Annotated in this window: 9 protein-coding genes; 7 read left to right on the forward strand and 2 right to left on the reverse strand. The window is 45.6% G+C overall.

Features of this window, described 5'->3' with window-relative positions; translation table 11 throughout:
• Nucleotides 1-220: 220 nt before the first annotated feature.
• Nucleotides 221-1,945, reverse strand: a complete 1,725-nt coding sequence (locus AMS66_RS18155) for a cellulase family glycosylhydrolase (RefSeq protein ID WP_082350768.1) — start codon at nt 1,943-1,945, stop codon at nt 221-223.
• 648 nt (nt 1,946-2,593) lie between these two features.
• On the opposite strand from AMS66_RS18155, the gene AMS66_RS18160 reads away from it, so the two are divergent.
• The 3 genes from AMS66_RS18160 (at nt 2,594) to AMS66_RS18170 (ending at nt 7,259) form a co-directional block, all read left to right on the forward strand.
• Nucleotides 2,594-4,036: a 6-phospho-beta-glucosidase gene (locus tag AMS66_RS18160; RefSeq protein ID WP_053782137.1), complete on the forward strand. Its 1,443-nt coding sequence runs from the start codon at nt 2,594-2,596 to the stop codon at nt 4,034-4,036.
• A gap of 285 nt (nt 4,037-4,321) precedes the next feature.
• Nucleotides 4,322-5,152: a BglG family transcription antiterminator LicT gene (gene licT, locus AMS66_RS18165; RefSeq protein WP_053782194.1), complete on the forward strand. Its 831-nt coding sequence runs from the start codon at nt 4,322-4,324 to the stop codon at nt 5,150-5,152.
• A gap of 214 nt (nt 5,153-5,366) precedes the next feature.
• Nucleotides 5,367-7,259 (forward strand): beta-glucoside-specific PTS transporter subunit IIABC, encoded by a 1,893-nt coding sequence (locus AMS66_RS18170; protein ID WP_053782138.1) that lies wholly within the window; start codon nt 5,367-5,369, stop codon nt 7,257-7,259.
• 125 nt (nt 7,260-7,384) lie between these two features.
• Here AMS66_RS18170 and AMS66_RS18175 read toward each other — a convergent pair whose 3' ends face one another.
• The gene (locus AMS66_RS18175; protein ID WP_053782139.1) at nt 7,385-7,975 is read right to left on the reverse strand and encodes a biotin transporter BioY; all 591 of its coding nucleotides are present in this window, start codon (nt 7,973-7,975) and stop codon (nt 7,385-7,387) included.
• A gap of 112 nt (nt 7,976-8,087) precedes the next feature.
• Between AMS66_RS18175 and AMS66_RS18180 the strand changes: the two genes are divergently transcribed.
• The 4 genes from AMS66_RS18180 (at nt 8,088) to AMS66_RS18195 (ending at nt 11,845) form a co-directional block, all read left to right on the forward strand.
• Complete coding sequence (locus AMS66_RS18180; protein ID WP_053782140.1) at nt 8,088-8,942, forward strand: ATP-binding cassette domain-containing protein; 855 nt, start codon at nt 8,088-8,090, stop codon at nt 8,940-8,942.
• Nucleotides 8,936-10,690 (forward strand): ATP-binding cassette domain-containing protein, encoded by a 1,755-nt coding sequence (locus tag AMS66_RS18185; protein WP_053782141.1) that lies wholly within the window; start codon nt 8,936-8,938, stop codon nt 10,688-10,690. Before AMS66_RS18180 ends, AMS66_RS18185 begins: the two co-directional genes overlap by 7 nt.
• A 98-nt stretch (nt 10,691-10,788) precedes the next feature.
• Nucleotides 10,789-11,094: a hypothetical protein gene (locus tag AMS66_RS18190; RefSeq protein ID WP_053782142.1), complete on the forward strand. Its 306-nt coding sequence runs from the start codon at nt 10,789-10,791 to the stop codon at nt 11,092-11,094.
• Between the two features lie 175 nt (nt 11,095-11,269).
• Nucleotides 11,270-11,845, forward strand: a complete 576-nt coding sequence (locus AMS66_RS18195; RefSeq protein WP_053782143.1) for a GNAT family N-acetyltransferase — start codon at nt 11,270-11,272, stop codon at nt 11,843-11,845.
• Nucleotides 11,846-11,903: the final 58 nt, after the last annotated feature.

Raw genomic sequence — 11,903 nt, forward strand, 5'->3', positions numbered from 1 at the left:
TCACAGCCGAAGTGGAGATGTTTCATTTTTATTGTGAACCGCCATAAGACAGCAGCGAAACCACAACATGTGACTACAAAATTGCCTGATAGTGGGTTCCTGTCGCCAGTCGGATGAACCAAGTATAAATGAAAAACGCTGTGTCCAGAACCTCTTGCCCTGGACACAACGTTTCGTGGATTGAATTCCAATCTGCTATACATTGAGCTGTGAAACCCAATTAGGAAGAGATTCCGACAACACTCGAACCATTCTTTGTAATTTTGTACGTAATTACGTCTCCGCTCCAGAAGTGGAACTTGAGAATGACTTCGCCATTATTCGTTTCGTTGAAGAAGTTTTGTTTCAGTTCAATCACGTTACTGTTGTAATTCGGACTGAAAGCGTAGGAAAATTCTTTGAATGAAGTCCAGTTTTGCGGACCGGCGTTTCCTCCACTTGTATACGTTGCTTCCATGGTGGCCAACTGATTGCCATTAAAGGTAGTCGGAATCGCAAACGAGCTCGTGGTACCTGTTACATTGCTCAGTTTAGGCGTATCATACTTGATGATATTCAGGTTCCAGTTTGCGCCTTTGTTGAATTTGGCTGTCAGCTTGGCATTGACACCAAGATTGCCGGAAGTGGTCAGTCTGGTCAATAGACTGGATTTCAATGTCAGCACATCACCACTGATTGTATAATCTGTACCTTGAACAAGGGTAGTACTGCCATTAGCAAGTGAACTAAATGTATTGCCATTGAGATTCAGTTTTACTGTTTTGTCCTGAATCGCAGCCCCTTTTTTCAGATAAACCAGATCCGATTCAGCAGTGGACGAACGACCTGTCCAGCTTGCTTTCATCGTGTTATACAGATCCTGATCAGACCAGGTAAAGCTTGTACGACCGAAATGCTGCCCATTATCCCATAACATGGTGGTCATCTGTTTCTGACGCAGGTATTGGCCAATGAATTCAAAAAATTTCAACTTCTCACCTTGCTCAATGACCCCAGTGTGCTGATCAAAGCCGAGCAAGCCATACTCACCGACGATAACCGGAATACCTTTGGCTGTAAATGCATTGTACACACGGTCGAAGGTATCCGTAATATCCTTTTGCACTTCAGCGTTATATTTCGTATACCCTGCAATATTTACACTGAATGGCCAGAAGCCATAGTAGTGAACGGTAGCGATAATGTTAGGGTCATTCAATTTCGCAATCGTCTGGGATAATGCATCGAGATCTGGTTGAGCGGAAGAGGTATGCATCGTTGGGAGGACCAATGGACGTGCTGCATTATTTCCGCCGGATGCTCTCACGATGTTATGAAAAGATACATTCAACTCATCCAGCAAAGCGTAAGCAGTAGCGGTATTCGTTGTACCACCTTCGGTGAAGCGTGGTTCATTTACACTTTCGAACATCAGTTTAGTGGATGAGTTTTTGAATTTGTTTGCAATTTGAGTCCAGGCCGAGTTGTAACGAGCAAGAACATTGGCATGGTCATTCTCCATATAGCTGATCCACTGCCATGAATCGTGATGGATATTGATCATGACATACAGATTGGCATCAAGGGCCCAGTTTACAACCTGTTGTACGCGATTCATGTAAGCGGTATCAATAGTGTAGTTAGGTGCTCCTCCTATATGAGCTTGCCAGGTCACTGGAATACGAATGCTCTTGTAGCCTTGATTGGCGATATTTTGAATCAGTTGCTGAGTGATCAGAGGGTTACCCCAGGCCGTTTCATCTGCACCAACGGCGTCCAGCGAGTTACCCAGATTCCAGCCCGGCTCCATCGCAGTAACATAGGACTGAATATTGGTTGGAGCAGCGGCTGCATTTGCCTGAATCGAGTCATCTGTAGCAGCAGAAGCGATGGCTGATGAGAACAGGGATAGGATCATTGCCGTTACGATAGTGAGTGAGAGGGCCGATTTGCGGTTTTTGTTCATTAACATATTCTCCTTTGTAATTATAATCGATGAACTAAAAATAGAGCGCTTACAAAAATTGGCGATTTAAGTTCAGCATAGAACTAGAACTTAGATTGATTTAAATGGAATCACCACCAAATTAAGTATTGAAAACGTTTTCTGAAATGCAAATATATCACGATTTATCCAAAGAAAATACCATGATAATTGGATGATAATTCATGTGAAAATTAGTGGTTATAACAATTATGGAATATCGTAGGGGAATGCATTATTTTACTTCGAGTTACTCGGTTGCTTCAGGAGCAATCGATAAAAACCAATGATACGTAGTGCTTTGGATCTCCTATATCACAGGCACTACGATTCATGCGGATGCAGGATATACGTCTCGTTAATCGTTAAGTCCAAGAGTTTGAAAAATCCAATCCGACTTCTGTTACCCAGTCACAATAAAATTGACAATTCAGCTATTCCTTGCTAAAGTTTTATCCAATCCGCATAATTGTGATCTGGGAATGTTACCGATATGGGCATAACCTGAGCTGGCTTGTATACACTGCAACGTGTATTCAGGTTGGTTCGGGTTTTTTCTATTTTGTCTTATTAATATTTCTTGCGATTGGAGCGGATAACAGAATTACATATTTGGAAGGAGAATGAATGATGACTAATTTCAAGTTTCCCAAAGACTTTTTGTGGGGTGGAGCCATTGCTGCCAATCAGGCAGAGGGCGCTTATCTGGAAGATGGTAAAGGGCTGAGCATTGTTGACTTGCTGCCGACAGGAGAGAAGCGTAGAAGCATCATGAAGGGTAATGTCCCTGCATTGACCCCGCTGGAAACCGAGTTCTATCCTTCACATGAAGCGATTGATTTCTACCATCGTTATCCCGAGGATATTGCTTTATTTGCCGAGATGGGATTCAAAGCCCTGCGTGTGTCGATTGCCTGGGCACGGATTTTTCCAACCGGAGAAGATGCACAGCCAAATGAAGCGGGATTGCAGTTTTATGATCGCTTGTTCGATGAACTGTTGAAGCACGGTATTGAGCCTGTGGTTACGCTCGCTCACTTCGATGTACCGGTCAATCTGATTGAGAAATATGGCAGCTGGAGAAGTCGTGAACTGGTGAGTCTGTTCGAAACCTATGCCAAAACCGTATTCAGCCGTTACAAGGACAAGGTGAAATACTGGATGACGTTTAACGAAATTAACATGCTGCTGCATCTGCCATTCTTGGGCGCGGGTCTTGTCTTCAAGGATGGTGAAAACGTGAAGGAGATTCAGTATCAGGCAGCACACCATCAATTGGTGGCAAGCGCTCTGGCCGTTAAAGCCTGTCACGAGATAATCCCCGGCGCCATGATTGGCTGTATGCTTGCAGCAGGAAGCTTCTATCCGTATACATGTAATCCGGAAGATGTATTCCAGGGCATGGAGAAAGACAGGGAGTCCTATTTCTTCATTGATGTTCAGTCGCGTGGAGAGTATCCAGGCTACGCCAAACGTTTCTTCAAGGATCATGAATTGAATATTGAAATGCAGCCAGGTGATGCGGGAATCCTGAAAAACCATACGGTGGATTATATCGGATTTAGTTATTATTCAAGTCGTACAACCTCCACCGACCCGGAAGTGGTCAAAAACATGACGACCGGCAATGTATTTGGTTCTGTAGCGAATCCGTATTTGGCGAAATCGGAGTGGGGCTGGACAATTGATCCCAAAGGCATCCGGATTACAGCCAATCAACTGCATGACCGATATCAAAAACCGCTGTTTGTTGTAGAAAATGGATTTGGAGCCAATGATGTGGTTACACCTGAAGGTGAGGTTGACGATTCGTACCGCATTGATTATCTGAAACGCCATGTTGCCGAGATGGGTGAAGCTCTGCAGGACGGTGTAGAGATTATCGGTTATACAAGCTGGGGGCCAATTGATATTGTTAGCGCTTCTTCTGGAGAGATGAGAAAACGCTACGGTTACATCTACGTGGACCGTGACAATGAAGGTAAGGGTGACCTGAAGCGGATCAAGAAAAAGAGCTTTCATTGGTACAAAAATGTGATTGAATCGGATGGCAGCAATTTAGGTGAAGAGTAAGCAATGCATTAACCAAGGGCTTCTCCCTGATATGATCGGAAGGACCATTCTTCATGGAACTTCCGATTGTTCCCTCATTGAAAGCGTTGACATATGTTTCTCTTCGCGCTATACTTGACGCAATTATATCGTTTTGGGATTGTTACTACTTGAAGTAGGCAAAACCTAAGCACCAAAAAACAGACGTACATGTCTTGTTTATTTTGTGATGCTTCAGGTTTTTTTTGTATGCCCAAAAGGCGATATATGACTGCCAAGAGAGTGGATCGTGACGGGGGGATTGAAGTGAAAATAGCAAAGGTTATCAACAATAACGTCATTAGCATCTATCAAGCGGATGGAGCAGAGCTTGTCGTGATGGGGCGTGGGATTGCCTTTAAGAAAAAGCCGGGGGATAAAGTAGACGAGACCCGTATCCAGAAAGTATTTGCGCTTAAAAACAAACAGACATCCGACAATTTCAAAATGCTGCTGCGCGAAGTACCGATGGAACTGATCGAGATTGTGGAAGAAATTATTACCTATGCCAGAGAGAATCTGGGCCGTAACCTGAATGAAAATATCTATGTTTCCCTAACAGATCACATTAACTTTGCGATTGAACGATATCGTGAAGGTGTTGAAATCAAGAATGCACTGATGTGGGAAATCAAACAGCTGTATAAGGCTGAGTTCGGACTGGGTCTGAAAACGCTGGAGCAGATCAAGTCCAGACTGGATATTGAGCTTCCACCGGATGAAGCAGCGTATATTGCCCTGCATATTGTCAATGCGGAGATGAATGAAGAAGTCATTACAACGATGAACATCACGAAGTTTATTCAGCAGATTATTAATATAGCGAAATATCACTTCAAGATGGAATTTGATGAAGAGTCTCTCAGCTATTTTCGCTTCATTACGCATCTGAAATTCTTCTCTCAGAGGGTATTAAGCGGGACGCATTATGACAACAACTATGACCACTTCTATGACATGATCAAAGAGAAGCACCCGGAAGCAGCGGCATGTACGGAGAAAATCGAAATGTTCGTTAACAAGGAATATAACCATCAGCTTACCAACGAAGAGAAATTGTATCTGACCGTCCACATTGAACGAGTTGTTAATCGATAATAATTAAAATGTTGACAAATTTGGTTAAATCATAATAATATGAGATTAACAGGAATTGAATACGATTTAACTGGGATTGTTACTGGTTATGCAGGCAAAACCTAAGTCATGAGAAGGCAGGACCAATGTGTCCAAACCTTACTCAAGGCTTAGGTTTTTTGCGTGCAAAAAAATCGGTAAGATGCCTGTTTTAGTAAATATGGGGGTGCACATCATGAGTCAGGAAAAACTCGCAAAAGAGATCGTCGAGCTGGTCGGCGGCGAAAAAAATGTGGTATCACTGGTACATTGCGCAACACGTTTGCGGTTTGTATTGAAGGATGATGCTAAGGCAGACAAAGCCAAGCTGGAAAAGACAGAAGGAATCATCGCAGTTAAGGAAAATGGGGGTCAATTCCAGGTGGTCGTTGGCAATAAGGTGCCTGAAGTTTACAGTGCCATTGGCCAGATCAGTAACATTTTGGATGATTCTTCCGAAAAGGAAAAGCCGAAGAAGTCCGCGAAAGGCATAGGCGGCATTATTGATGTAATTTCCAGTATTTTTGCACCGCTGCTAGGGGTTATGGCGGGAGCCGGTATACTTAAAGGATTGCTGCTCATTGCAAGCAATGTTGGTTGGCTGGAAACGACGGAAACCACGTATAAGATCTTGTTTGCAGCAGCAGACAGTCTGTTTTATTTCCTGCCTTTGCTGTTAGCGGTTACAACCGCCCGCAAATTCCAGGGTAACATGTTTGTAGCGATGACAATCGCTGGGGCATTAATCTATCCTTCCATCGTTACGCTCAAGGCGGAGGGTACGCCAACTGATTTCTTCGGTATTCCTGTGATTTTGATGAATTATTCATCTACCGTAATTCCTATTATTCTGGCAGTGATTGTCATGAGCAAATTGGAGAAATTCTTCAGTAAGGTTCTTCACGAGAGTGTGAAAAATTTTGTTACTCCATTATTTTTGCTTGTCATTATGGTACCACTTACTTTGCTCGTATTCGGTCCATTTGGTGTATATGTAGGTAATGCTATTGCATCAGGACTCGTGGCTGCCTTCGGATTCAGTCCACTATTGGCTGGAGCCGTTATGGGTGCAAGCTGGCAGCTGCTCGTTATTTTCGGAATTCACTGGGGTCTCATTCCTGTATTTATCAACAACGTTGCTGTTTATGGACGCGATGGCGTCAAACCGGCTGCGACGGCTTCCATCTTCGCACAGACCGGAGCTGCATTCGGTGTTATGCTGAAAACCAAAAATAAAAAGCTGAAAACGCTGGCGGGTTCATCCACACTGACAGCCCTGTTCGGAATTACCGAGCCTGCCATCTATGGTGTGACTCTGCCACTCAAACGTCCATTCATCGCAGGAGTTATCGGGGGTGCCGTTGGTGGGGCCATCATCGGTCAGGCGGGTACTCAGGCATTCGCTTCGGGTGCTCCAGGACTGCTGACTTTGCCGATCTTCTATGGACCGGGTGGAGAGGGCTTCCCTGGACTGATCCTTGGGATCTGCGTATCCTTTGTTGTTGCGGCTGCACTGACCTACATTATGGGGTTCAAAGACCCGGTTGAAGAAGAAGAAAAAGACAAAGAAAGAAGCACGGAAACCACCAAGCCATCCGAAAGAACAGCGGCTTCATCGGATCAAGAAGTACTCAGCCCAATCGAGGGAACCATTGTAGATCTTAGCGATGTACCTGACCCGGCATTTTCATCGGGCGCGATGGGTAAAGGCATTGCGATTGAACCGGCAGTAGGCCGAGTAGTTGCTCCTTTTGACGGTACAATTACCGTGGCTTTCAAGAAGAAACATGCACTGGCTGTTGTATCGGATACGGGGGCTGAGATTTTGGTCCATGTCGGGGTGGATACGGTCAAGCTTGATGGTCAGCACTTTACATCACATATTCAGGAAGGTGATCGGGTGAAAGCGGGAGATTTGCTGCTGGAATTCGATATCGCTGAGATCAAGGCCGCAGGTTATCATACGGTAACACCTATCATTGTAACGAATTCTACGAATTATGAGGAAGTGGTTCCTTTGATTACGGGACAAGTTCGGGTTCAAGAACCGTTACTTACCCTGTATGGTGGAAAGGGACCGGAACAATAAAGAATAAACGATAGACGATTGACAAAAGCCGTGCCCTACGTTGAACAGATTGAATTTCTGTTTATGTGGGCGCGGCTTTGTTCATAAAATAAATTCAGTTCCAGATTACTTAATACAAGTAGCAATCAGGAGTCTGCTCGTACAACTGTTGAGTTCATGTTGCCAGTCAGTCGCTGTGGAGGGAAGACCATGCGCACAGGCGCGATGATAATTGCAGCGAACAAGGCTTTGATCAGATCACCGATGATGTAGGGATAGAATCCTTGTATCATGGCCTCGGGTAACGACATTTTGTAAGCATAGGCCAGCCAGGGCACGCCCGAAACATAAATCAACAATGAACCAAACACCTCAAATACGATAAAAGCGAGGAAGTAACCTACAAATCCTTTCAATTTGATCCTAGAGAGCAGTAATCCAATGAGCAGTGCGGAGAAAGGCCACATCATGACATATCCACCAGTAGGCCCCAGGAGTACTGCGAGTCCGCCTGCGCCATGCAGAAGCGGGAAGCCAATGGCAGTCAGGATGACAACCAGAGCGATACTTAGAAAACCATATAATGGGCCAAGCAGTCCTCCTGCCAGCATAACCGCAAGAGTTTGCAATGTAATCGGCACAGGAGAGAAACCAATGGGAATACTTATGTATCCAAAAATAACAAGTATGGCTGCCATGAGTGCGCTAAATACAATACCTCGCAAAGACAATTTCATGTTTGAACATTCCTTTCAATTTTGGTAATCTTATTGTTAACCGATTAAACGGACGTGGTTAACGATTTGGATCGTACCACAAAAGACTCAAAAGGGAAAGGACCAATTTGCGATGCAAGACGTTACACCTTTGATTACACTGGATCAAGTCCGTGTTCATTATGCGTCCGAGTCAGGACGTGTTCGTAAGGCAGTGGATGGGGTTTCCCTAGAATTAGCGCCCGGAGAATGGATAAGTATTGTGGGAGCCAATGGTAGCGGCAAAAGTACGCTGGCAGGACTGCTAATCGGATTCACTCCGCTATCCGGCGGAGAAAGGAAGGCTTCTTCGGAACTGGTTGTTCGTGGAGTCCTCCAGCAGCCTGATGCGCAGGTACTTGGAGATACCATTGAGGAGGAATTTCATTTTGCCTTATCCTCGTTGCTGGAATCTACTGATGAACAATTACGACGGAGAGATCACGCATTACATACAGTTGGACTAGAGCACCCGCCAGAGGCGGCAATATCTATGCTGTCTGGAGGACAGAAGCAGCTACTTAATATCGCGGTAGCGCTGGCGGCCAAGCCGGATGTGCTCATTCTGGACGAACCTACGGCCATGCTTGACCCGGGAGCCAGAGATCGAATGGAAGCGGTAGTTCAAACCATTGTCCAGCAAGGGACGGCGGTAATCTGGATTACGCATCATTTGGAGGAAGCGACGTTGTGCGATCGAATTATTGCCATGGAACAGGGACGCTGTGTGTACGATGGAGCGCCTGCAGCTTTCTTCTATGGAAGGGAGAAGGAAGGCACAACGGCTGAGGCTGGAAAAGAAAGACAACAACCATCGCCCTGCGAAATGCTTGGGCTTGCTCCACCTTTTACAGTGCAGACGGCTCTACTCCTGAAAAGGAAAGGTCTGCTCCATCATTCGACACCTTTGCGACCAGAGCAGTTGGTTAAGGAGGTAGCCCTTTGGTAATTGAATTAGAACATGTAAGCATAGCTTCGTCACAACCTGACAAAAGAGCGCTACTTCAAGACATCACTGTCCAACTGAACCGTGGAGAAATAACTTTATTGCTAGGCTGCACAGGATCAGGCAAAACCACACTGCTGCAAACGATCGCTGGTCTAAAACCTCCAGATGCGGGTAGCCTCAAGCTGGACGGAGAGCCTTACTGGCAGAACAGGAAAGTACCACAGTCCATTCTGTTGCAAATGGGGTTGGTCTTTCAATTCCCGGAGCAACAGCTGTTCGCCCGAAGCATTGGGCGTGAATTTGCGTATTCCCTGCGTCCATACCGTCTACCCGATGAACAAAAGAAAAAGCAGATTTCCAAGGCGCTTGAGCGCTGGGACTCCCCGACGGTGGGGCATAAAGGGGAAGAACGATTCCATCCGGACAGATCACCCTTTGCACTGAGTGGAGGAGAACGGAGAAGACTGGGGCTCGCCCTGGGAACGGCTACGCAGCCTTCATGGCTGTTGCTTGATGAACCGAGTGCCGGATTAGAAGCACAAAGTGTTGTCATGCTGCTGGATGCATTAAATCAGCATCGAAATGCAGGTGAGGGAGCTATCGTAGCTACTCACGATCTGGACACGTTTTTGCCGCATGCGGATCGGGTTCTTTTGTTGAAGGAGGGACGACTGGTTGCTGATCTTTCACCAAAGGAACTTCATGCAAAGCCAGAATTGCTGGAGCTTGCCGGAATTGGGCTGCCACCCTCTATGCAACTAGCACAACAATTTGCGGCGGCGGGCATACATTTGCCTTTTACTGCGATGACCCCGGAGGAAATGGCTGAAAGTATTGTTCAGTCCGTTAACGAGCCGTTAGAGCAAAAAGCTGATGGTGTTGGTAATGAGGATGAATTCAGAGATGAAGAGAGGCTTGCCTTGTCACGCTTCAACACTTCGGGAGAAGAAGGCAAACAGGATGCCATCTACGCCCACGCTAAATCAGGTTCAAGTAGAGGATTATATGGTGCAATGGACCCGCGTCTTAAATGGGTTTTATACATCTTGCTCGTGACCGCAACGATGCTTCAGCACCAATGGCTGGGCCTATCTCTTACGTTAGTGCCAGTCATTTTAGCGCTCGTTGTGCTGCCACGTCAGGCACTGATGGGATGCTTGAAACTAATGAAGCCGCTCGTACTGTTCTTTCTCATATCCACCGCATTGTCGGGGACGACTCTTACTACAGAAGGAGGCGGCTTACAGTTCGGATTTTCCCTGATGCAGGCGGAGGCGACGTTACTGAATGTGTATCGTTTGTTTATCGTCACCTTGGCAAGTCTTTGGTTTTCACTGACTACGCCTTATGGGCGCATGGTGGAAGGACTAAATTGGGTGCTTGGCGTCGGCAAAAAAATCAAGCTACCCGTGTCATCGTTTGCCCTCGCCGTGTCCTTAATCTTCCGTTTTATCCCGATGATCTGGAGTGAATGGCAGCGATTCTCGCTGATCGTCCGGGCACGCGGCAAAGCTGCATTACGACCGAATACGGTACGAGTGCGTGATCTTGGTCCAATGGTCATTCCCTTGCTCATGGCGCTGTTTCAGCGTGCAGAAGATATGACGATTGCAATGGAAATGCGGAAAGTTAGAGAGAATTCACTGCTTGGATCACGTTCATCCTTATTGGTATGGTCCAAACGGGATACGTGGATTTGCATGATTGGACTTATTGTTTTTGTATTTTATATCTGGATCAGAGATTGAAGAATGTACTTTTGCCAAAGAACATGCATAAATGCTTTCATTCCCGTTCAAAATAAACATGCTTTGATCACCACGAAGCAGATATGGAGGGACGAACGATGAAGGATAAATTTTTGCAAGAAGAAAGGCAAGAATATACCGATGTGTCCACGGTGGAGTCGCAGCGAAATGATATCACACTCGAAGAGTTCCCTGAAGGTCCTTACGGCTCATCTCTAATGTCTGAATCTCTTGGCAAAAGCTCGCCGTGGCGAGTGGATCAAAGGACCGCGCACCGTTTCGATTATGAAAATCATGAGCTGCACGAAGGGGAAGTTCGGGATTATCCCGGTCAGGACGTCTATGATGAAACGGTCCCCGATAATGTAACCAAGCCACAATACCTGGAAGAAGAAGAATCGTAATGACGTTTTATATAAAATAGATGATAGCCTTCGGCAGGATCGTTCTGTCCGGGGGCTATTTTTAGTTGAATTGAAAAAAGAAAACAAATCTCCTCAAATCCCACAATATGGGTTATCATAGGCGTAGCTTATATTAAAATGAAAATTAATTCATTGCCAAACGGGGGACATCAGAATGAGAGAGATTAACTATAGCGATTATTTTTGGCAGGATGATCAGGTCAGATTGCGTGCATTGCGTGAGGAAGATTGGGAGAATCATTATTATAACCGCTTCGATTCACCTGCTCGTCGTTTACTGGAATGTGCAGTAGAGCTACCCCCTACGAATGCTGAGGCGAAGAAATTTACGGAAGCCTTTTCCGATTTTTCTCTGGACAGAGGACGGATCATGTTTACGATTGAAAATATGAATGGTGAGAATGTTGGGGGCGTGAACCTGAACAGCATCGATGAGAGGAATGGTACCTTTAGCATTGGAATTCAAATTGACAGGGATCATCGCGGAAAAGGATACGGGACGAGAGCTATTCGAATCTTGCTGAAATATGCCTTTTTTGAGCGCAGGCTTAATAAATTTAACGATTATGTTCTCGAAGGCAATGAACCTTCCGCAGCCATGATGAGAAAGCTTGGGTGTGTGCAGGAGGGCGTGCGTCGTCAGGTGATTTATACCGATGGGAAGTACCAGGATCTGATCATGTTCGGATTAACGAAAGACGAGTTTATTGATAAGGAAGGGCTTGTGTAAGTCTCATTTTATATCAAATCAGTACGGCGTCTATGGGCTGCCAATGTTAGTTGGGCAA

Source organism: Paenibacillus xylanivorans (assembly GCF_001280595.1).
Taxonomy (GTDB): Bacteria; Bacillota; Bacilli; order Paenibacillales; family Paenibacillaceae; genus Paenibacillus; species Paenibacillus xylanivorans.

Coding starts and splice junctions, on each gene's coding strand:
- AMS66_RS18195 (WP_053782143.1), top strand. CDS start 11,270: ATGAGAGAGATTAACTATAGCGATTATTTTTGGCAGGATGATCAGGTC.
- AMS66_RS18190 (WP_053782142.1), top strand. CDS start 10,789: ATGAAGGATAAATTTTTGCAAGAAGAAAGGCAAGAATATACCGATGTG.
- AMS66_RS18170 (WP_053782138.1), top strand. CDS start 5,367: ATGAGTCAGGAAAAACTCGCAAAAGAGATCGTCGAGCTGGTCGGCGGC.
- AMS66_RS18160 (WP_053782137.1), top strand. CDS start 2,594: ATGACTAATTTCAAGTTTCCCAAAGACTTTTTGTGGGGTGGAGCCATT.
- AMS66_RS18180 (WP_053782140.1), top strand. CDS start 8,088: ATGCAAGACGTTACACCTTTGATTACACTGGATCAAGTCCGTGTTCAT.
- AMS66_RS18175 (WP_053782139.1), bottom strand. CDS start 7,975: ATGAAATTGTCTTTGCGAGGTATTGTATTTAGCGCACTCATGGCAGCC.
- AMS66_RS18155 (WP_082350768.1), bottom strand. CDS start 1,945: ATGAACAAAAACCGCAAATCGGCCCTCTCACTCACTATCGTAACGGCA.